Genomic DNA, 21723 nt, shown 5'->3' with positions numbered 1-21723 from the left:
ATTTTTCACATTTTTATTACAACATTTACGATTGATTGTTATGTATCATAGGCTTCTTTATTTTATCAAAATGCATCACTAACCGACAATGTTGTTTTTACTAAAAAAGTTCCGTGCTTTGGAAAAGCACGGAACTTTTTCTACTTCTTATTGACTAGCTAGCTTTAAAGCCGTTTGAAGCTGACGATCTTCATCTTTTGATTTAATTTTTTCTAGAAGTTTTGTTTGTAAAAGCGCTGCTGTATCTTCATCGATTTCACCAGTAGCTTTTTGCTTATTGGCTTTTTGGAATGCAGTTACAGCTGTTTCTGTCTCTTTACTAAAATATCCGTCTGTACGTCCAGGTTCAAAGCCAAGGCCTTTTAGCATCACTTGAGCATTCTTCACTTGGTCACCTGTCATATCACGTGTTAATGGCTTTTTATCAACTTGAATTGGATTTGCATAATAATAATCCGGCTGCTTGACTTCTACCGTTGGTTTTATACCTTTTTCGTTAATCCAGTTTCCATCAGGCGTTAGCCATTTATAGAACGTTAATTTTAAATTACTGCCGTCTTCCATCGGAACAGCTTGTTGAACGGTTCCTTTTCCATAGGATTTTTCACCGACTAGCTTGTATCCTCCTGCTTCTTTTAATGCCCCGGCAAGAATTTCAGAAGCGGATGCACTCCCTCCATCAATCAAGGCCACAATTGGATAATCCTTTTGCTTTTTCATTGAAGAAACCACTTTTTGACGTTCACCGTTACGATCTTCAATCTGAATATATGGCTTTTTATTCGTTACTAATTTATCAAGCATTTTTTCAACGCTCGTTAAATAGCCACCAGGATTTCCCCGAACGTCTAGAACTAAGCCATCAATATTTTTATTTTCAAGTTTTTTCAACTGTTTCGTAAATTCGTCTCCCGTTGATTCAGAGAATGACGTAATTTCCATGTATCCAATTTTTTTATTGTTTACATTTTTAACAGAAGAATAGACGGTTTCAATTGGAATCTCATCTCTTACAACTTTTACTTTCATCGTTTCTTTCACGCCCGGTCGTTGAACATCTAATGTCACGGTAGAGCCTTTTTTACCGCGAATTTTTAATACTGCTTCATTCAATTCCAGACCCGCGATACTTTTACCATCGATCTTTAAAATCTGATCATTTGGTTTTAATCCTGCTTTTTCCGCAGGAGATTGTTTAAACGGAGCTACAATTGTTACTTTTCCATCTACCATGCTTACTTCAGCGCCAATTCCCTCAAACGATGAATCAAGAGACTGCGTGAATTGCTGTGCCGTTTTCTTATCCATGTAAGATGAGTGAGGGTCTCCTAAGGTTTGTACCATCCCTTGGATTGCGCCATCTAATAATTTTTTGTCATCTACATCTTTGTAATATTTTGAAGATATCAGTTCATAAGCTTGCTTGATTTTGTCTAGCTCTTCCTTTTCCACTTTACTATCATTTGAAGAAGTTGTAAGGGGGGTACTGACCGTTCCAGCATTTGCATACTGAATGCCAAAATATGTACCTGCTGCTCCAACAACTAAGGAGAGTGCCATTAATAGTGCAACGATTTTCCGATTCAAGTTCTTTCATCCTCCTCAACCTTAAGCCATCTCTTCTTATTATAATAGATACAACCAAAACTATGTAATAAAAAGGATGCATGTGTTATTTGTAGCAAAAGGCACCACACAAATCAAGTGCGATGCCTTTTTGTTAAACTATATGTTGAGCTTGTACCACGTATGCTAGGAACTTAAAATTTAATATAACTTTCAGGGTTTACAGCGGAACTTTTACCTTTCCAATCGCCTTTATGCAATTCAAAATGCAGGTGAGCACCAAACGAACGTCCTGTGTTCCCTATATAACCTAATTGTTGACCTTTATTGATAGATTGACCGCTTGAGACGCTGTAGCTCTCTAAATGAGCATAAACTGTAACCCACGTCTGACCTTCTACATTGTGACGAATAAATACGGCATTACCAAAAGAAGAAGAATGATATGCTCTAATTACCTTTCCGCTTGCTGCGGCTACAACTGGCACACTTTCTCCTCGCTTTCCAATATCAATACCGTAGTGTCCTCTTCCAAACGTTTCTCGATACCCAAAATGAGATGTTACCGGGCCCTTTGCCGGCCTCATAAACGACCCGCTTGTAACAGGGGGTGCCTCCTCTGTTGCCCCGGCTTTTTCAATTTCTTGCTGTTGAGCTTGTGCTGCATTTTTTTGATCAGCTAAAATAGAAGCTTGCTCTTCTAATCCAACGGCTTCTTCATTAAATTCTTTTTCCTGATCTTTGAGCGTTTGCATGAGCTGATTCTTTTCATCCACTTGTCTTTGCAGCTGCGCACGAAGATTTTTAAGTTCTTCAAGCGCTTGACTTACTTCCGTTAGCTTGTTTTGAACTTTTGTTTCTTTCTCTTCTTTTGCCTTTTTATCGGCTTCATGCTGCATTAACAAATCACGGTCAGCCCCTACAATTGTCGAAACCGCGCTCACTCTGCTAATAAAGTCTCCGAAGCTTTCAGAGCCTAGCAGTACATCTATGTAATCCACAGACCCGCCATTTTCTTGTAAAGCACGAGCACGCTTTTTTAATAGCTCATTTCGTTTTTCAATTCTTTTTTTTACAACGTCAATTTCATTTTTCAGCTTTTCGATGTCTTGCTTTGCTTTTTCTACTTCAGCTTCACGGCTGCGGATGTCTGCATTTGTCTGTCCGACTTCTGAATCCAAACGCGCAATCTCAGCTTCTTCGTTTTTTTGCTGTTCTTGAACTTCTTTTAATTTCTCTTTATTTTGATTAATATTTTGGTTCACATCGTTACTTTTTTTCTCTAAATCACTGAGTTTAGTAGTGCTGGCACTTTCTGCATAAGCAACTTTTTCATTACCTATCCAAGCTGTACCTAGTCCAACTAAAACTGCTGCTGTCATTACTAATGTCTTACGTGTCATTTGTTTCTCCCCATTTGCACATATTTCCCCGTATAAACGGGCATTAGCAAGACCCCCATTAGCACTTTTTTCTATTTTTATGTGTAATTACACAACAACCTCACATTTGATAAACATCAAATGTGAGGTTGTTGTAATCTATTATGTTAAAAATCTATTCTTATTTTCGTAAGAATTTACGGATGGATAATGTACTTCCCCACATCCCAATTAGACCACCGATTACAAGTAGTAATAGCGACACTTGAAGCACGAATGGAAAGGCAGGTAAAAGTTCAAAGAATCCATCGAACTTAGGCTGAACTTCATTATATAAAACGCTGTACACACCGATAATAACAGCAATTGGCACAATAGAACCAAGCACTCCTAAAAACAGACCTTCAATAAAGAACGGCCAGCGAATAAAGGAGTTTGTGGCTCCAACTAAGCGCATAATTTCAATCTCTTCACGGCGAGCTACAATCGTAATTTTAATTGTATTTGAAATGAGGAACATCGCTGTAAATAGAAGCCCTAAAATCAGTACTACTCCGATATTACGAGCTACTTTCAGCACTTTAAATAACTTTTCAACTTGATCTTGTCCGTATTGAACTTTTGCTGCATACGGATATTTCTCAATTTGTTTAGCTACTTTTGCGACATCAGTCGGCTCTTTTGTTTTAACAACAAACACATCATTTAATGGGTTTTGCTGTTCAAACGGTTCAAAAGCTTGTCCTTCATCACCCATACTATTAATTAAATCTTTTAACTCTTTATCTTTAGAAGAAAACGTCACCGTATCAACTTGCTTAATTGCATCTAGCTTTTCTTTCATTGCTTTTCGATCATCCGCTGTCGCTGCAGCATCAACGTGAACGCGAATTTCCACATCATTTTCAATTAATTTAGCAATGTGGTTTAAATTCATCATCAACATAAAAAATACGCCTACAAGCAAGAGCGTCACGGTAACCGCACTTGCAGATGCGAATGTCATCCAGCCGTTTCTTCCTAAACTTTTAGATCCTTCACGTAAGTGGCGACCGAATGTCCTAGCCTTCATATCCGTATTCACCTCTTACTTCATCACGCACAACATTTCCATTTTCAATCGCAATTACACGCTTTCGAATTGTATTTACAATTTCACGGTTATGCGTTGCCATTAAAATAGTCGTACCGCGTTTATTAATCTCCTCAAAAATATCCATGATTTCCCATGAAGTCTCCGGATCAAGGTTCCCTGTCGGTTCATCGGCGATGACAACCTTCGGACTATTCACAATTGAACGCGCAATAGACACACGCTGCTGCTCTCCTCCAGATAATTCATCAGGGAAAGAATCCATTTTACCCTTTAACTTAACAAGTTCTAGCACCTCTAGCACTCGCTTTTTAATTTCTTCGGGACTTTGCTCAATTACTTCTAGTGCAAAAGCAATGTTTTCATAGACCGTTAATTTTGGAAGCAGCTTGAAATCTTGAAAGACTACACCAATATGACGTCTAAAGATAGGAACTCTGCTATCTTTTATTTTTGCTACATTTGCACCGTTTACAATGATATTTCCTGAAGAAGGCTTTTCTTCACGATACATCATTTTAATAAAAGTGGATTTTCCTGCTCCACTTGGTCCTACGATATAAGCAAACTCACCTTGATTAATCTTGATGCTAATGCCATTGATTGCTTTTACACCGTTCGGATACGTTTTATATACATTTTGCATTTCAATCATAAGTAATCACCTAATCAAGTGTGTTATTTTAATACTATGTAAAACTTGTCAAAATACGACAAAACTCTACAATCCAAACCAAAAATTCGACTCTTCTCACGCGCTTTCTCATTATAACATCACTCTTCGTGAAAATAAGCCCCAAAAATATTACATTTTTATTTCAAATATGACATAAGTAGGATATTTTTAGCAAGGTATGAGAATTTATCCTTATTTTTAATTCTGTTGTTTTTTGCTGTTCATTTTTTACGAATATCGTTAGACAAAGCACATTCATGTCTACTTTTTTTACAAACAAGGTATGATAAATAAGAAAAACGATGAGGAGGGATAACATGATCACCATTTATGGAAGTTCACGAGAAAACGGAAATACGGAGGAATTAGCTAAAGCAGTCTTAAAAGATATCAATACGGAAGAAGTTTACTTGCGCCGGCATACCATTAACCACATTACTGATATGCGTCACGATGAACTTGGGTTTACCAATCAACAAGATGATTATTATGATATAGCGAAAAAGATGGCAGTGCACGACACTATTTTATTTGTTACGCCTCTTTACTGGTACGGTATGAGCGGATTAATGAAGAACTTTGTGGATCGTTGGTCTGAAAGTCTTAGAGATTCGACAATCAACTTTAAAGAACAAATGAAAAATAAGCGCGTGTATGTATTAGTAGTAGGGGGCACAGGCGCATCTGTAAAAGCTCTTCCTCTTATTATGCAATTTCAATACATTGTCGATTTTATTGGCTCTTCCTTTAGCGGATACATCATTGGAGAAGCCAATGCACCTGGAGACATAGCAAAAGATGTCAAAGCTCAACAGCAAGCCATTGTCTTAAACCAAGAATTAAAGCAGCTTTAACACAAAAATAAGACGGATATCCGTCTTATTTTTTCTTTGCCAGCCAAGCAGCAACTTTTTTGGCATCTTCTTCATTGATTAGTCCCTTTGGCATGCCGCCTTGACCATTGTTAATAATGTTTTCAATTTCAGCTTCTGAGTGCTTGCTGCCTACATGCTGCAAGCTCGGCCCATTTGCTCCTCCTAAATCTACTCCGTGACAGCCTGTACAGTTTTTCTTCACAATGTCTTCTGCACTCGCTGAAGATTCACCAGCAGATTCATTTTTAGAGCTTCCTCCGCCGCACGCAGACAAAACAAGCGCTAGACCGATTGTTAACGTCAGTAATACTTTTTTCAAGCCTTCTCCCCCTTACTGTAGAGTTTTCACTCTATTATAACCTACTCCAGAATGTTTAAAACACTCTGTTTACAAGGACTTTGTTTCAATTCCATGAATTTTCTCATCACACTTATGTATACGATTAAGCAATTGATTCGTTTCCTAAACGTTTTTTGTATACTACGCGCGAAATTGTCACACTGAGCTCATATAAAAGAAGCAGCGGGACAATGACTAAAATATCCGAAATAAAATCAGGAGGAGTAATAAGTACGGATATCACAATTAAAGCAAAATATGATAGCTTCCTTGCTCTAGCTAACCTTAATGGATTTAGAACCCCTAGACGCGTTAAGAACAAGACAACTAAAGGCATTTCAAATAAAAAACCAAATGGTAAACAAAGATTAAGCATAAAACGAAAATAATGCTCCGCCGTAAACATCAGTGAAAACTGATCATTCGACAAGCCCGTTAAAAATGCTAAAACCATTGGAAATAAAACAAAATAACCGAATCCCAACCCGCTTACAAACAAAAGAAAAAAGAATGGAATGAAGGTAAGTAGAACCTTATATTCTTCCTTTTTTAACCCAGGTGAAACAAACCGAAATACTTGATAAGCAGCTACTGGAAGTGTAAAAGCAAGCGCAAAAACAAATGCAATCACCATATAAATCCATACGATTTCACTTGGTCCAAGTACCGCAAGCTTGCCGTCCAAATCTTTCACTAGCCACTGATAAATATCTTGTACAAATACAAAACTGACAATAAGTAAAACTACAAATGCACAAAGTGTTTTAATGATACGAACACGCAATTCTTCAAGGTGCTCCATCAAGCTCATTTCTCCCATTGTATTTCTCTCCTTTCTGACAAGTAGAAATAGACGAGTTTCCTCGTCTATTTCCTTACTTACAATGTAGATTCATTCTCTTTTTGTTCAGAAACGGTTGCGGTTTGCTTTTCTTTCACACTTTCATCATCTGATACGAGCCCTTTTGCTGCTCCTTTAAATTCAGTTAATGTTCGTCCAAACGCTCGTCCAACTTCCGGCAGCTTAGACGGTCCAAAAATTATTAAGGCAATGACTAAAATAATAACCAAACCAGGGATTCCAATATTAGAAAACATACTTGACCTCCTTTTCCTTACTCAGTTTACTGCTGGACTTTTTCTTTCTTTTTCAACTCTTGTTTTTCATGTGCTTTCCCGTGTGCCCGCATACGATCTTCCTCTACTTCCTTAGAAATCTTTAGTCCACGCGGCACGTTATTTACTTCAACTTCCGTCATACCTTTTCCATCTTTTTTATATTGAAAGGAAGCTCGAGTTGAAATTTCTGCACCAGGTTCTGTTACAAAAGGCATAACGCGATAATCAGCTTGCCATATATCAGGAGTTACCGTACACCTTACATATCCTCTGTAATCATTAAAAAATGTGAGGTGGGGATTTTGACTTAAAATTTTATCCGTGTCTGCTCTTTTATCTGCTCCGTTCCCTCCGGAAGTGATGGAGGTGCCGACGAACTCTGCACCAATAATTCTAGAATTAAGATTGGCAAAATCCGTGTGTAAATTAGAAGCCCAGTTAGCGTGTACATCTCCAGTTAGTACAATGACGTTGTCCAACTTTTTCTTTTCAATAAAATCAATGACGCGCTGACGATTCGCCGTATACCCATCCCATGCATCCATGCTGTATGTAGGCTTAGCCACCGTTCCAAATTTTCTTGGCGCAAAGAAAATTTGTTGAGCCAGTACGTTCCAGTGACACGCTGACTTTTCAAGATTAGTAAACAGCCATTTTTCTTGTTCACTCCCCAATAGCGTACGTTTGGGATCAAGTGATTCTGGCGTTTGCGGCTTTGTTCCGTCTCCGTTTGCTTGATCGTCTCTGTATTGACGTGTATCCAACACTTGAAAAGAAGCTAATTTTCCATATGAAAAGTCACGATATAATCTCATATCCGCTCCGTGAGGCAAGGATGTTTGACGCAAAGGCATGTGTTCGTAATAAGCTTGATAAGCTGCAGCACGGCGTTGAATAAATGCTTCTACTGATTGGCCTTTTTCAGGAATTACATTTGCATAATTGTTTTCTACTTCATGATCATCCCACGTCACAATCCATGGAAAAGCAGCGTGAGCAGACTTCAAATTGGCATCTGACCTGTACTGAGCATGCCTGTTTCGATAGTCTTGCAGCGTTTGAATTTCTGCGCTGCTGTGAGTACGAACATTTCCGCTTGCAGCCACGTACTCGTTTGGTCCATATTCATAGATGTAATCACCCAAATGAACAACAAAATCTAATTGTTCTTTAACCATATGCTCATAGGCTGTAAAGTACCCATGTTCATATTGCTGACACGAAGCGAATGCAAACGTCATGCTGGCTACCTCTGCATTTGCTGAAGGAAGTGTTTTTGTTTTTCCGACCGGGCTTAACTCATGGCCGCTTTTAAATCGATAATAATAAATATGACTTGGCTTTAATCCTTTTACATCAACGTGAACCGAATGAGCAAGTTCAGGTCTAGCCACTTCTGTTCCTCGTTTGACAATTCGATGAAAGTCTTCATCTTCACTAAGCTCCCATTTTACTGGAATAGGTTGATTAGGCATTCCCCCGCCACTCAATGGGTCTGGTGCTAATCTTGTCCAAAGGACAATACTATCTGCTAAAGGATCTCCTGATGCGACGCCTAGAGTGAACGGATAACTTGAAAATTTAGGCGCTGCAGCTGAAACTTCTACTGCATTTAAACCAATAGACTGAGCAATTGTTAAGCCAAGTGATACTCCCGCTACTTTTCCAGCTCCTTGTAAAAAACGCCGTCTGTCAAACCCTTTACTCGAAGAAAAACTATTCTGTTTCACTTGCTCTATTAATTCGTTTAACGATTTATTTTCCATTGCACATGCCCCTTCCTCATGATTTAGCTCAAATTATAAACACTGTTTGTAAAAGGGGTATAAAGGATTGTAAAGAAGCACTTACCGCAGAACAGGTATTTTTAACCATTTTATTTCATTGACAAAATAAGAGAACTGACGACAGTAACCTTTAAATTTCTGCATTTTCTTAATTTTCTTTTTAACAATAGTTCTTTACGCTCGTTTTTCTTCATCCAAATTTTACAAAGTCCCAACAACTAAAAAAAGGCAGCATACCTAGGTATGCTGCCTTTTGATTAAATATGAGAACGTAAATACGCATCGATAAACGGATCTAAATCTCCATCCATTACGCTTTGCGTGTTTCCGACTTCCGTATTTGTGCGGTGATCTTTTACTAATGAATACGGATGGAATACGTAAGAACGTATTTGACTTCCCCACCCAATATCTTTTTGTTCTCCGCGAATTTCAGCTAGCTGTTCTTGCTGCTTTTCGATTTCTAATTGATACAGCTTAGATTTTAACATCTTCATTGCTTGCTCACGGTTTTTAATTTGTGAACGTTCCGTCTGACAAGATACGACTACATTAGTTGGAAGGTGAGTAATACGAACAGCTGAATCTGTTGTATTGATATGCTGACCTCCGGCACCGCTTGCACGATACGTATCAACCTTCAAATCTTCCGTACGAATATCAATTGAAATTTCATCGTTAAATTCCGGCATTATGTCGCACGATACGAATGACGTATGACGACGGCCTGATGAATCAAACGGAGAAATACGAACGAGACGATGAACGCCTTTTTCAGCTTTTAAATACCCGTACGCATTATGACCTTTAATTAAAAGCGTTACACTTTTAATACCAGCTTCATCTCCAGGTAAGTAATCAAGCGTTTCTACTTTGAAACCTTTTTTCTCTGCCCAACGCGTATACATACGTAGTAACATTGAACCCCAATCCTGTGATTCTGTTCCACCAGCACCTGGGTGCAGTTCTAAAATGGCATTATTTTTATCATACGGCTCGCTTAAAAGCAGCTGTAATTCAAAGTCATTCATGCCTGATATAAGCTCTTTTAATTCACTAACTAGTTCTTCTGCTAAATCTTCATCGTATTCTTCTTTTACAAGTTCATGAGACACTTGTAAATTTTCATATGTTTCATCCAAGTGGTTAAATTGATTTACTGCATCTTTCAAACCATTGGCTTCATTAATAACAGTCTGAGCTGCCTGCTGGTCATTCCAAAAATTTGGATCAGCCATAGTCTCATCTAATTCATCGATACGAGCTTGTTTTGTATCGAGGTCAAAGAGACCCCCTAAAGTCCGCTAATCGCTTAGCTGTTTTGTCAAGTTCTTGCTTAATTTCTACTAAATCCATGAGTTGAACACCTCTATTTTATTTTTGACGCACAGGAAGGAAATGAGAAGACTCATTTCCTTCCTGTACTAATTCATTCTATACTAATTGACTCTTACTTTATGATTCTTTACCGCAGCAGTTTTTATACTTTTTGCCACTTCCGCAGATACAAGGATCATTTCGGCCAACTTCTATTGCATTTACTTTTGGCTTCTTCTTAGCCGGCGCGTCTCCTTCTTTTGGATGAACAGCCGCCTGACCTTGCGCTACCTCTTGACGCTCAAGGTTGTTGTTAATTTCTGCTTTCATGATATACTTCGTCACTTCTTCTTCAATGGTTGCAATCATATTTTCAAACATCGCAAAACCTTCCATTTGGTATTCGCGAAGAGGATCTGTTTGGCCGTACGCACGAAGGTGGATACCTTGGCGAAGCTGATCCATCGTATCAATATGATCCATCCATTTAGAATCAACTGCTCTAAGAACAACAACTTTTTCAAATTCACGCATTTGTTCTTCAGGGAGCTGCTCTTCTTTTTCATTATAACGAGCTTTTGCATGATCTACCAGCAGTTCTACCATTTCTTCAGGCTCTTTACGGCGAAGATCTTCTTCTGTGACTTCACCTTCCTCAAGAACATTAGCATTTACGTAATCAATAATCGCTTGTAAATTCCATTCCTCTTCTAATTCTTCACGCGGCGTGTTTACTTCAACCACACGCTGTAGAGTTGATTCAATCATACGTTCTACAATCGCACGCAGGTTGTCTGAATCAAGCACTTCAAAGCGCTGTTTGTAAATAACTTCACGCTGTTGACGAAGCACGTCATCATATTGAAGCAATTGTTTACGCGCATCGAAGTTATTACCTTCAACGCGTTTTTGAGCGGATTCAACAGCTCTTGTTACAATTTTACTTTGAATTGGCTGTGAGTCATCCATACCAAGGCGATCCATCATTGCCATCATATTATCTGAACCAAATCGGCGCATTAATTCATCTTCCATGGATAGATAGAATTGAGATACCCCTGGATCACCTTGACGTCCAGCACGTCCGCGAAGCTGATTATCAATACGGCGTGATTCATGACGCTCTGTACCAATTACAGCAAGACCGCCAGCTTCAACGACACCTTCACCTAGTTTGATATCCGTACCACGACCAGCCATATTCGTTGCGATTGTTACCGCACCTTTGTGACCCGCATTTTCAATAATATCCGCTTCACGCTCATGCTGTTTTGCATTTAACACGTGATGACGAATGCCTTTTTTCTTTAATAAAGCTGATAAAACTTCAGATGTTTCGATCGCAACTGTACCAACAAGAACAGGCTGCCCTTTTGCGTGGCGCTCGGCAATATCTTCTACTACCGCATTAAACTTGCCTTCCATTGACTTATAAATTAAATCCGCTTTATCATCACGTGAAATTGGCTTGTTTGTCGGAATAACAACAACGTGCATGTTGTAGATATTACGGAATTCTTCTTCTTCCGTTTTAGCTGTACCCGTCATACCTGATAATTTTTCATACATACGGAAGTAGTTTTGGAATGTAATTGTAGCTAACGTCATGCTTTCGTTTTGAATCTCAACGTTCTCTTTAGCTTCGATAGCTTGATGCAAGCCGTCGCTAAAACGTCTTCCTTTCATTAAACGACCAGTAAATTGGTCAACGATTACGACTTGATCTTCATCAATTACATAATCCACATCATTTTGCATCGTTACATGTGCTTTAAGCGCTTGGTTGATGTGATGGTTTAGCGCTACGTGTGAAATATCAAATAAGTTTTCAATGCCAAATGCGCGCTCGGCTTTTGACATACCTTCTTCGGTTAGCTGAACGCTTTTTGTTTTGATATCAAAAGTAAAATCGGTTTCTTTATCAAGCGTGCGAACGAATGCATTAGCTTGAATATAAAGAGCAGTCGATTTCTGTGCGCTGCCGGATATAATAAGCGGCGTACGTGCTTCATCAATTAAGATAGAGTCAACTTCATCGATTACGGCAAAATGAAGCGGACGTTGAACCATTTGTTCTTTGTAAAGCACCATGTTATCACGTAAATAGTCAAATCCTAGTTCATTATTTGTACTATACGTAATATCGGCTGCATATGCTTCTTGCTTTTCTTCACGCGTTAAATGGTTTAAATTTAACCCTACTTTCAAGCCTAGGAATTCATATAAACGACCCATTTCACTAGCATCACGGCTCGCTAAGTATTCATTGACTGTTACTACATGTACACCTTTTCCTGTAATAGCGTTTAAGTACACAGGCATAGTAGCTGTCAACGTTTTACCTTCACCCGTTTTCATTTCCGAGATATTCCCTTCATGCAGAGAAATACCACCCATTAGCTGAACTTTGTACGGATACATGCCTAGCACACGTTTCGCTGCTTCACGTACAACCGCAAAAGCTTCATCTAATAGGTTATCGAGCGATTCGCCATTTTGGTAGCGTTGTTGAAATTCAGCTGTTTTTTCACGAAGCTGATCGTCCGTTAAAGACGCAATTTCAGGACCTAACGCATCAATTTGGTCCGCCATTTTTTCTAAACGGCCGATTTGACGTTGATTGCCGTCAAACACTTTTTTAAATAATCCAAGCATATTAAAACGCTCCTCTATTTATAATCAGTACATTTTATACTATTTTCATTCATATCTGTATCTTTCATTATAAAACATTCTGAGTAAAATTGTAACATTGCAGCTAAACAAGTAGCAACTTGTACCCTTTTTCGTCTGTCTCTTTACGAGTACTACTCTATTAACGAGTTATTTTCTATTGTGATTTCCCCTTCCTCACTCTTACAATAAAAAAGGGGAATGTAGAATGAACGTTCAATTGATTACAAAAGAACAAGCTTGGGAAGTCCGACATACCGTCATGTGGCCTGATAAAGATTTCAGTTATATTCAGCTGAAATCTTTATCAGGCATTCACTATGGACTGTTTGAAGAAGGAGAGTTAAAATCAGTTGCTTCTTTATTTATAACAGGGGATGAAGCTCAATTTCGAAAATTTGCTACTCTCAAAGAAGAACAAGGAAAAGGATATGGCAGTCGTCTACTAGAAGAGGTTTTTCTCGAAGCTAAGAACCTTGGGGTACGAAAGATCTGGTGTAACGCACGAGAAAATAAAGTCTCTTTTTATAAGGTGTTCAACATGAAAGAAACCACGCGTGTATTCACCAAATCTTCTACGCGCTATGTAGTGATGGAACTATTTTTTTAAGCAGCTAAAAAGCAGCGTGCGGAGGCACGCTGCTTTCACTTTACTGCTCTTGTTTAAGAGAGCCTATAATCTTAGTTTGGTTCAATCAATCCATATCGTCCATCTTTTCTTCGATATACAACGTTTGTAATGTTGGTCTCAGCGTTTGTAAATACAAAGAAACTATGTCCTAACATATTCATTTGCAAAATAGCCTCTTCGCTATCCATTGGTTTTAAGTTAAATCGTTTTGTACGAACTAGCTCTAATTCATCTTCTTCAGTTGCAACAGCTACGTTCGCTTCGCTTTCTAATGCTGCGAACAGATACTTCTCAGCGCCTTTTTCACGCATTTTTCGATTTACTTTTGTTTTATGTTTACGAATTTGACGCTCTAATTTATCTAGGACAAGATCGACAGCTGCGTATAAATCACTGTGTGTCTCTTCAGCTCTCAATACGAGATCATTCATTGGGATTGTGACTTCTATTTTTTGATCGTTATTGTAGACTTTTAAGTTTACATTTACGTCAGCAGTTGGTGTTTCGTCGAAATAACGCTCTAACTTACCAAGCTTTTTCTCTACGTATTCCCTAATTGCTGGAGTCACCTCAATGTTTTCACCGCGAATGTTATACATCATGTTCGAACTCCTCCTTTAATCCATTGCTATACCTCTACAATTCTACAATACCCGACACAATCCCTTCCTAAACTATTAAAATTTTTTGAAAATTTAGTGAAAATTTATGGAACCTGAGAAAAGTTTATGAAAAAACCAAAAAAATAGACCTTCTTCATAAGAAGAAGGGTTGTATTTTTTTACGCAGAATTAATTTTTTTTATCGTAAAACATCCCATCAAACGTTTTTATTTCGTAAGGGTTTACATAGCTGTTATTATGCTTTTTTTTCGCTTTTAGCAAACGGAGATCTACCATAATTTGATGCCGAATTAAGATGAGTTTTTGATCAATTTCCTTATTCATTTCGACAATTTTCTTACCCATCGATTCATTATCCCTATTTTTTGGCGGCAGTTTTTCTATGAGGTCACGTCTTTTTAATAGAAGATACTCTAACTTTTGAATACCTTCTTCTCGATTTTTGTCAGAAAATGTTTGAATAAGCCGATAAATCTCATCCGTTAGCTGATATAGGTCGTTAATCATCTTTATGCTTGACCGCCGCTTCCATGGACTTGCTGGCGGTGAAGCTGCACAACTTGCTTCCACGTATCGCGAAATTCTGTTACATATTGTTCGGCTTCATCCAAGCTTGCTGTGTCATTTTTTGTATTTGCTTCAATTAAACACTGGTTAATATAGTCATACATAGCCATCATAGACTTAGCAACTTGCACGTTTGTATCAAGAGTAATCATTAATTCTTGAATAATATTTTGTGCCTTTAACAGATTCGTATTTTTCAGCTCAATATTTTTTTCCTGTATGCCTGTTCGTGCAAGTTTGATAAATTTTAAACACCCGTTATACAGCATAAGCGTTAACTCTCCTGGAGAAGCAGTCTGAACAGCTCCTTGCTGATACGCTTGATATGGATTATTTGCTGCCATAAACGTTCACTCCTTCTTAACTAAAATATTGCGATAACTGCGCGCTTTGAGCATTTGCATTTTGAATGGCTTTTTCCATTGCTGTAAACTGCCGATAATACCGGTCCTCTACCTGTGTGAGCCTGCTTTCAAAACTAGTAATTTGGCTGTTTACGCTTTTTAAATTCCGCCCAAGCAAAAATTGTTCACTTGTCCACGTTGAACGGCCAGCGCGCTGCTCAACTTTGGATACGGTTTGAGTAATCGTATCTCGTAAACGTCGTACAATCCCTTTTTCACTTGTTGTACTTCCACTTTTCATAAATAAATCCATGACAGACTGCGGATCTTTTTCAATTGCTTCTTTTAATTTAGTTCCATCACCTTCTATGACTAGCTTGCCTCGATCGCTATAGTTTGCACTAGTTGAAATACCGATGTCGGTTAGCTGCGAAAATGCTCCGCTCACTCCTGATACAGAGGCATACCAGTTGGAACGCATTTGGTTTAGGCCGCTTGATAGAATTGAGTCTCCTTTTAACAAACCGCTTTTTGCCTTATCATCCCACTGCTCAGCTTGTTTATCCGTTAGTTTTTCTCTTTCTTCATCAGTCAAAGGCTGATAGTTTCGGTCTCTTTCTTCCGTGATCTTTCCATTAATTTTCTCAATCAGTTCATTGTATTTGGTCACGAAATCTTTAATTGTATCAAATACTTTTTGCGTATCATTGCTTACGTTAACGCGCACATCTCCTGTGAAATTGTTTTGAAGGGTATAGGTAACGCCTCCCGTTGTAAATGTATTGGACTTACGAGTTGTTTCTAGACCGTTTAGCGTAAATTTTGCATCTGTTCCTTTGGCATTACCGGCGAGCTGTAAAAAGCCCGTCAAAAATCCTCCTAAAAAAACCATGTTTGAACCATCCGCACTATCAGCAGAAGATAAATTTCCCGTATCTTTACGAGTCATGACAACTTTATTTGTTCCTTCATCGAAAAAGGCTGAAATGCCTGCTTTTGAGTTGCTGATTTGTGTAAGAACGGTATTTAATGAGGTGGAACCGTCAAACTCAAATGATGTACTGCCATCTTTATTATCACCCGTTGCTTTACCGTTGCTGTCATAAGTTGTAATAGAAAAGTTCAATACATTTTGCTGATACGAGAACGCTTCAATTGTGCTGCCGCTTGTTAATGTGGTACCAAATGTCATTTCACCTGTGTCTGCGTTAATAAATACTTCATTAGGATCAACTGTTCCTGCCTCAGTTCCTATTCTCACGCTATAACTGTTAGTCACACCTCCGGTGGTAACAGAGATAGACTGCAGAGTATTCCCTTCAGAAAGAGACCCTTTGGCTAGTTTTACTGTACTAGTATCAGCACTTAACGCTATAGCAGCTTGATCAATTGTTTTTTTAGTCCACACTCCTGTTCCCATCGAATTCCGTTGAGACCACAAGCTTTTCGTCGGATCAATACTAGAAGCAATACTGTTAGCGCTAATACTCTGCGCAGCAGTCGCCATTGTCACGTTTGAAAGAGTATAAGAAGCACTTGCTGCTGAGGAAGTAGCTGCTGCTTTTACTTTCGTTTCATCTGCTGAAGATACCGTTTTAGACGAATAAGAAGACTGCAAGGTCATATTAAAAGCGAGATTATTAAAGTCTGATAGAAGCAAGTTCATTGAGCGATAATCATCTCGCTGCCACTCTAACGTTTGCTTTTGTTTTTTCATTTTATCGATAGGCATTCGTTCAGCCTTCATTAAATCACTAACGATTTGATCAATATCCATTCCGCTTGCTAACCCACTTACTCTTACCACTTAGCATCACCACCGTTTTTTATTCATCTATTCATCAACTGTTAGCCATAAAATATGAGTACATTTTTTCGAATCTTCTTATTCGTTCATAGGTTCAACACTTCTTTATTTTGTATCGGTAAAACAAACATTTTTTTCATAGGTCAAATGGTGCAAGATAGAAAAAGCTCACTTATTTTTCTATAATAAGTGAGCTTTTTATTATTGGCCAAACAAGTTCAGTTTCTGGGATAAATCTCTTTGAATATCCTTAGGAATAAAGTACGGTGCTAGATTTATAATATCTCGTAACGAATCAATGGTTACAGAGGCAGATAAATTTATATATTCATCCGTTGTATCTGCTTGCTCAAACGAAATGGAATCTGGCAAATTATTGAGCAGAGTAATTTCATTCATTTCTTTATCGACCGTGACATCAGCAGCCTTATCAATATTTAAGCGATCCCATACAAGAGACATCGGAATCGGCATTCTTCCTAAATGCACGCTATTCACCTTTAAAACAAGCTTTCCATTTTCGGCATTTGGTGTTACGTCAACTACAAACTGTGATTCCATAAAAGATACTACATGTTTATTAATATAAAATTTTATATGTTCCGGAAGCAACTCGGCTTCTGCTCCGTCAACCGTTTCATCATTTTCGTAAAGGTAGCTACGCAAATAATCATTAACATCGCTCTCGCTTAATCGGTATCCTAAAATAGGAGAGCCTCCGTTCAGTTCTAGCGACGTCGCATGAGCGGACTTTTCTTGTGCCAGTGAAGATAATGAAGCAGTCTGATCAAGTTTTTCAATATTTCTGACTGGACTAACGAAAAAATACAACCCAACTAAAAGGATAATAAATAGAAAAATAACAGCTATAAATTTTCTCAAACACACGCACCCTCTCAAACATTCTTCTTGGAATATAATACCGATTTCTCTTTTATCATACAAGATATATAAGATAGTTGTCGAAAGCTTGTATAAAATGTACGTATATACCAGACATCCCAAACGCCGAATAAGTCTATAATGAATAAATCGAGTCTTTTTTGACTTAAAAATCGACAATTTTAGTAACTTAAAGTCGATTTTTATAGGAATTTGATAATTGGCACACTTCTTGCTTATTATAAAGGTAAGGGGAGGAATTTCTATTTATATTTTCAGAATTTACTTTATTTTCTAATAGTCTTTCGATAATTTTAAAGGAGTGAATACGATGGGAAACAAAACAGAATCACACGGAAAGTTAAAGCAACGTCACGTTTCCATGATTTCCATTGCAGGTATTATCGGAGCCGGCTTGTTTGTAGGAAGCGGATCCGTTATTAATGCAACAGGCCCAGCAGCAGTAGTTTCATATGCAGCAGCCGGACTGCTAGTCGTTCTATTGATGCGTATGCTCGGTGAAATGGCTATGGTAAACCCAGATAAAGGCTCATTCGCAACATATGCTCAGCAAGGAATTGGCGCGTGGGCAGGTTATGCTGTCGGATGGCTTTACTGGTTTTTCTGGCTAATTGTAATTGCGATTGAAGCCACTGCAGGAGGAGCAATTGTTCATGAATGGCTCCCTTCCGTACCAATTTGGCTTTTAAGCTTAATCTTAACCTTTGCATTAACTTTAACAAACTTGTTCTCTGTCAAATCATTTGGAGAATTTGAATATTGGTTTGCTATGATTAAAATTGTGGCAATCGTTGCTTTTATGGGAATCGGTTTAGCTATTATTTTCGGGTTAATCCCAGGTACATCTTCACCTGGTCTATCTAATTTAACGGGCCACGGAGGCTTTATGCCAAAAGGTACGAACTCTATCTTTTTGGGAGTTATTACCGTTATTTTCTCTTATTTCGGGGCTGAAATTGCGGCTATTGCAGCTAGTGAATCAGAAAACCCAGCAAAAGCTATCACAACTGCTATTCGCAGTGTCGTATGGCGAATTTTAATTTTCTATATTGGTTCAGTTGCTATTTTAGTAACTCTTTTACCTTGGAACTCAGCTGATTTACTAAAAAGTCCATATGTAACAATGTTAGAAATGGTCAATATTCCAGCAGCTGCACAAATTATGAATTTAGTCGTATTAGTATCCGTTTTGTCTTGCTTAAACTCTGCTTTGTATACGAACTCACGAATGATTTTATCATTAGCTCAAAAAGGACAAGCTCCTCGCGCTTTAGCAAAAGTAAGCAAATCAGGCGTGCCGGCAAGAGCTGTATGGATTAGCACAGCTGCCGCATATGTATGTGCTATCTTTAGCTTCGTTTCGCCGGATAAACTCTTTTTATTCTTAGTTAATGCATCAGGAGCCATCGCTCTTATTGTATATTTAGCTATCGCTATTTCTCACTTACGCCTGCGAAAGAAAATGATTCAAGCCAACCAGCCAATTAAAGGGATGAAAATGTGGTTGTTCCCGTATTTAACATACGTAACAATTGCTGTTATTACCGTGATCTTTTTATCAATGGCATTTATTGATTCGATGCGCTCACAGTTTTTCTTAACTCTTGGATTAACCGCTGTGGTTCTTCTTTCATACTCGTTCATCAAAAAAACAAACAACAAGCGACCTGACGATCAATTTTCCGAGTCAGAAAATATTGCAAAATAAAAAAGCCGCAGATGCGGCTTTTTTATTTTGCTTTTGATTATTTCTCAACCGATATGTCACGATGAAGATTTCGAAGCGGCTGAGGAGGGCAAATACGTCGCGTCGCGTAAGAAATGATAAAAATAGTTAACAACCCGCCTATCATCGCAAATGTACGAAACGGAAACATGACCACTCCTTCTTCAATCATCGGATACGGAAGCAGCGCTTTTAAATGAAGCAGCGGTTCTCCTCCACCTATTCGAAGAACAAGAGACACAATAAACCCAGCCAAAGATCCGTACCAGTTAGCTCCTTTAAAGAATAAAGCACAAACCAACTGCGGAAAAAGTATGCAATACACGAGGTCCCCTGATAAATACCATAAAGAGTAGACACTCTCAGAGTTTAAAGCAATTAGAGTTGCTCCCGTGCCAATGATAATGATAGAACGTTTAATAACTTTATCTAACTGCGCCTGTGTCGCATTTGGTTTTACAATCGGACGATACACGTTCCAGGCTGCCATCCCCGAAGCTGAAAGTAACGAAGCCGCTACTGCAGCCATGACGGCAGCAGCTAGTCCTCCAAGTGCAATCGCTCCTACTAAATCAGGCGTTAGATATTTAAATACATACGTTAAAATCATGGACGCGCTCTCAGGGCTTGACGCTCCAAATGAAGACCAGTCTGCACTATAACCTATCATCCCTATTAAAGTTGGAGGTAAGGCCGCTAACGCGCAAAAGATGCCGGCTGTAATAGATAGCCACATTGCTGCTTTTTCATTTTTAGCAGATAACACGCGCTGAAAATAAATTTGCCATGGAATACCACCAAAAATAAGTAAAAATGTGCTATCCCACCATTGCCAATATGTATTTCCCCATTTCGGATCTTCCCAGCCTTTTAATGGAGGAAATAAATGAAGAGAACCAGTCATGCCTTCTGAATAAGTGGAAAAAACGGCTCCCACCCCTCCCGTATTCGAAAATGCAAAGGGAAGCACCAGAAATAGTCCTAAGAACATAATAGAAAGCTGTAAGATATCGGTATGTGCTACTGCCCACAGGCCGCCAATCACGGTGTATGCAATGGCAATAAGTGCGGAAAGAATGATGGAAATTGAAAAACTGAGGCCTAAAATCACACCGAATGTTGTTCCTAAAGCAGTTAAGATAGCTGCGCTCCAAAACAGCTCTCCCAGTATAGCCGGAAAATAAAGAACCGTAGCCATTTTCTTACCAAAACGAGATTCTAGAGGATCGAGCATTGTCATAAACTCAAATCTTCTCATCTTTCTAGCAAAAAAGATACCTCCTAAAATCAAGCTGATTGAATAACACCATGGCGCTTGCGTCCATGTCAGCCCTGAGGAATAAACGGTTTCGGCCGTTCCAGCAATATACCCTCCACCTACCCAAGTGGCGGTCATTGTGAACATTGAAATCCATAGCGGCATAGATCTTCCTGCAACAAGCATATCATCTGATTTTCCTTTTTTACTTGCAGCGGCTCGAGCACCAATAAAATAAATAACACCATACATAATGAACATTAAAATGAGGCCTGGCCAATAGAGATCTGGATTATAGAGAGAATAGATAAATGCGACAACCATAAAGATGGAAAATCCTATAATAGTTGTCCATAAGGGGGTTAGTAGACGGTTGTTCCTGTTTGATTTCCCTGAAAAGTCAGAAGTCTCATTCGACTTTTCAGGCCTGGCTTGTTGTGTGTCTGAACGAAATGGCTTTTTAGCATTTTGCATCGTCTCACATCCTTTAAATTGATAAAGAAATCTAAAGACATAATTGTCCTCTATTCCTTTTTCCTACCAGCATACAATTAAACCTAAAAATAGATTTTTTAGAATAAAATATAAATAGTTGGATTATAAATACCAATGCGAAGGGGAGAAATTACGTTTATATAATTATATTAAAATAATTTAAATTGACCTTTTTTATTATTTCACTAAGAAATCATAATTATTTTCATCTTCCATCTAAACTCCTTTCTTAATTTCCACATTCAAAATCCTTTGTTTTTCAAGGTTTGTATGCAAGCAGATATAGTACTATGGTTAATATATCTGAATGTTTAGGATATTGTCAAAAAAGTTTGAGGGTTTTCATATAAAAAAAGAATAATATTCTCATAGCTCATACACAAAAAAACCTTTTGTATCAAGGGACATAGCAATCAGTGATTTTTTATCACTTTTTGTTAAATTTTTTCTTAATATCCGAATGATTAGTCTTTTACAGAGAAGATAATCTAATAAATTCAGAACATTTAGAGTTTTAGGATTTGACTAAATTAAATAACCG

19 protein-coding genes are annotated in these 21723 nt (G+C 38.2%); 3 read left to right on the top strand and 16 right to left on the bottom strand.

All coding sequences use genetic code 11. The annotated features are described in order from the left end of the window. Window positions 1-147: 147 nt before the first annotated feature. From ACFX40_RS18125 to ftsE, 4 genes are all read right to left on the bottom strand, one after another. Complete coding sequence (locus tag ACFX40_RS18125; RefSeq protein WP_013059738.1) at window positions 148-1587, bottom strand: S41 family peptidase; 1440 nt, start codon at window positions 1585-1587, stop codon at window positions 148-150. 173 nt (window positions 1588-1760) lie between these two features. Further along, on the bottom strand, window positions 1761-2969 hold the full coding sequence (locus ACFX40_RS18120; RefSeq protein WP_377255805.1) for a murein hydrolase activator EnvC family protein: 1209 nt from the start codon (window positions 2967-2969) through the stop codon (window positions 1761-1763). A gap of 160 nt (window positions 2970-3129) precedes the next feature. After that, window positions 3130-4020, bottom strand: a complete 891-nt coding sequence (ftsX, locus tag ACFX40_RS18115; RefSeq protein ID WP_014457813.1) for a permease-like cell division protein FtsX — start codon at window positions 4018-4020, stop codon at window positions 3130-3132. Further along, complete coding sequence (gene ftsE, locus ACFX40_RS18110; protein WP_013085414.1) at window positions 4010-4696, bottom strand: cell division ATP-binding protein FtsE; 687 nt, start codon at window positions 4694-4696, stop codon at window positions 4010-4012. Before ftsE ends, ftsX begins: the two co-directional genes overlap by 11 nt. Before the next feature lie 338 nt (window positions 4697-5034). On the opposite strand from ftsE, the gene ACFX40_RS18105 reads away from it, so the two are divergent. Continuing rightward, window positions 5035-5571, top strand: a complete 537-nt coding sequence (locus tag ACFX40_RS18105; protein WP_098249438.1) for a flavodoxin family protein — start codon at window positions 5035-5037, stop codon at window positions 5569-5571. A gap of 25 nt (window positions 5572-5596) precedes the next feature. Here the strand turns inward: ACFX40_RS18105 and cccB are convergent, their stop codons facing one another. The 6 genes from cccB to secA form a co-directional block, all read right to left on the bottom strand. Next, window positions 5597-5911: a cytochrome c551 gene (gene cccB / locus ACFX40_RS18100; protein ID WP_013059743.1), complete on the bottom strand. Its 315-nt coding sequence runs from the start codon at window positions 5909-5911 to the stop codon at window positions 5597-5599. Between the two features lie 124 nt (window positions 5912-6035). Next, window positions 6036-6752, bottom strand: a complete 717-nt coding sequence (tatC, locus tag ACFX40_RS18095) for a twin-arginine translocase subunit TatC (protein WP_377255803.1) — start codon at window positions 6750-6752, stop codon at window positions 6036-6038. 59 nt (window positions 6753-6811) lie between these two features. Then, complete coding sequence (locus ACFX40_RS18090) at window positions 6812-7030, bottom strand: twin-arginine translocase TatA/TatE family subunit (RefSeq protein ID WP_013059745.1); 219 nt, start codon at window positions 7028-7030, stop codon at window positions 6812-6814. A 26-nt stretch (window positions 7031-7056) separates the two neighbouring features. Then, entirely contained in the window at window positions 7057-8817 is a 1761-nt protein-coding gene (locus ACFX40_RS18085) for an alkaline phosphatase D family protein (RefSeq protein WP_377255801.1), read from the bottom strand. Between the two features lie 278 nt (window positions 8818-9095). Next, a protein-coding gene (gene prfB / locus ACFX40_RS18080; RefSeq protein ID WP_114324550.1) for a peptide chain release factor 2 occupies window positions 9096-10194 on the bottom strand; the annotation gives its coding sequence in 2 pieces (ribosomal slippage) (window positions 9096-10130 and window positions 10132-10194; 1098 coding nt in all). 99 nt (window positions 10195-10293) lie between these two features. Further along, window positions 10294-12810 carry a preprotein translocase subunit SecA gene (gene secA / locus ACFX40_RS18075; protein WP_013059748.1) on the bottom strand — a complete coding sequence of 839 codons (2517 nt, stop codon included), beginning with the start codon at window positions 12808-12810 and terminating at the stop codon, window positions 10294-10296. 226 nt (window positions 12811-13036) lie between these two features. On the opposite strand from secA, the gene ACFX40_RS18070 reads away from it, so the two are divergent. After that, window positions 13037-13438, top strand: coding sequence for a GNAT family N-acetyltransferase (locus ACFX40_RS18070; protein ID WP_377255798.1), 402 nt, complete (start codon window positions 13037-13039; stop codon window positions 13436-13438). A gap of 71 nt (window positions 13439-13509) precedes the next feature. On the opposite strand, the gene hpf is transcribed toward ACFX40_RS18070, so the two are convergent. From hpf to ACFX40_RS18045, 5 genes are all read right to left on the bottom strand, one after another. Further along, window positions 13510-14061, bottom strand: coding sequence for a ribosome hibernation-promoting factor, HPF/YfiA family (gene hpf / locus ACFX40_RS18065; protein ID WP_013059750.1), 552 nt, complete (start codon window positions 14059-14061; stop codon window positions 13510-13512). 189 nt (window positions 14062-14250) lie between these two features. Further along, complete coding sequence (fliT, locus tag ACFX40_RS18060; RefSeq protein ID WP_098333921.1) at window positions 14251-14589, bottom strand: flagellar protein FliT; 339 nt, start codon at window positions 14587-14589, stop codon at window positions 14251-14253. 2 nt (window positions 14590-14591) lie between these two features. Then, window positions 14592-14993, bottom strand: coding sequence for a flagellar export chaperone FliS (gene fliS / locus ACFX40_RS18055; protein ID WP_025752547.1), 402 nt, complete (start codon window positions 14991-14993; stop codon window positions 14592-14594). A gap of 16 nt (window positions 14994-15009) precedes the next feature. Further along, window positions 15010-16800 (bottom strand): flagellar filament capping protein FliD, encoded by a 1791-nt coding sequence (gene fliD, locus ACFX40_RS18050; protein ID WP_377255795.1) that lies wholly within the window; start codon window positions 16798-16800, stop codon window positions 15010-15012. Between the two features lie 201 nt (window positions 16801-17001). After that, window positions 17002-17688, bottom strand: coding sequence for a hypothetical protein (locus ACFX40_RS18045; RefSeq protein WP_377255792.1), 687 nt, complete (start codon window positions 17686-17688; stop codon window positions 17002-17004). Between the two features lie 325 nt (window positions 17689-18013). On the opposite strand from ACFX40_RS18045, the gene ACFX40_RS18040 reads away from it, so the two are divergent. Then, window positions 18014-19411 (top strand): amino acid permease, encoded by a 1398-nt coding sequence (locus ACFX40_RS18040; protein ID WP_060745853.1) that lies wholly within the window; start codon window positions 18014-18016, stop codon window positions 19409-19411. Between the two features lie 37 nt (window positions 19412-19448). Here ACFX40_RS18040 and ACFX40_RS18035 read toward each other — a convergent pair whose 3' ends face one another. After that, a complete protein-coding gene (locus ACFX40_RS18035) occupies window positions 19449-21161 on the bottom strand; it encodes a high affinity choline transporter 1 (RefSeq protein ID WP_253351961.1) in 1713 nt (570 codons plus the stop codon). Between the last annotated feature and the right edge of the window lie 562 nt (window positions 21162-21723).

This window comes from Priestia sp. YIM B13552, from assembly GCF_042787775.1.
Lineage (GTDB): Bacteria > Bacillota > Bacilli > Bacillales > Bacillaceae_H > Priestia > Priestia megaterium_E.
The sequence above is the reverse complement of the archived record's forward strand: the minus strand, read 5'-3'. Positions and strand labels throughout refer to the sequence as shown.

What these genes read in the sequence shown, in the direction of transcription:
- tatC (WP_377255803.1), bottom strand. Translation starts at nt 6,752, where the DNA reads ATGGGAGAAATGAGCTTGATGGAGCACCTTGAAGAATTGCGTGTTCGT.
- ACFX40_RS18090 (WP_013059745.1), bottom strand. Translation starts at nt 7,030, where the DNA reads ATGTTTTCTAATATTGGAATCCCTGGTTTGGTTATTATTTTAGTCATT.
- ACFX40_RS18070 (WP_377255798.1), top strand. Translation starts at nt 13,037, where the DNA reads ATGAACGTTCAATTGATTACAAAAGAACAAGCTTGGGAAGTCCGACAT.
- secA (WP_013059748.1), bottom strand. Translation starts at nt 12,810, where the DNA reads ATGCTTGGATTATTTAAAAAAGTGTTTGACGGCAATCAACGTCAAATC.
- hpf (WP_013059750.1), bottom strand. Translation starts at nt 14,061, where the DNA reads ATGATGTATAACATTCGCGGTGAAAACATTGAGGTGACTCCAGCAATT.
- ftsX (WP_014457813.1), bottom strand. Translation starts at nt 4,020, where the DNA reads ATGAAGGCTAGGACATTCGGTCGCCACTTACGTGAAGGATCTAAAAGT.
- ACFX40_RS18120 (WP_377255805.1), bottom strand. Translation starts at nt 2,969, where the DNA reads ATGACACGTAAGACATTAGTAATGACAGCAGCAGTTTTAGTTGGACTA.
- fliS (WP_025752547.1), bottom strand. Translation starts at nt 14,993, where the DNA reads ATGGCAGCAAATAATCCATATCAAGCGTATCAGCAAGGAGCTGTTCAG.
- ACFX40_RS18035 (WP_253351961.1), bottom strand. Translation starts at nt 21,161, where the DNA reads ATGCAAAATGCTAAAAAGCCATTTCGTTCAGACACACAACAAGCCAGG.
- ACFX40_RS18105 (WP_098249438.1), top strand. Translation starts at nt 5,035, where the DNA reads ATGATCACCATTTATGGAAGTTCACGAGAAAACGGAAATACGGAGGAA.
- fliT (WP_098333921.1), bottom strand. Translation starts at nt 14,589, where the DNA reads ATGATTAACGACCTATATCAGCTAACGGATGAGATTTATCGGCTTATT.
- ACFX40_RS18085 (WP_377255801.1), bottom strand. Translation starts at nt 8,817, where the DNA reads ATGGAAAATAAATCGTTAAACGAATTAATAGAGCAAGTGAAACAGAAT.
- ACFX40_RS18040 (WP_060745853.1), top strand. Translation starts at nt 18,014, where the DNA reads ATGGGAAACAAAACAGAATCACACGGAAAGTTAAAGCAACGTCACGTT.
- ftsE (WP_013085414.1), bottom strand. Translation starts at nt 4,696, where the DNA reads ATGATTGAAATGCAAAATGTATATAAAACGTATCCGAACGGTGTAAAA.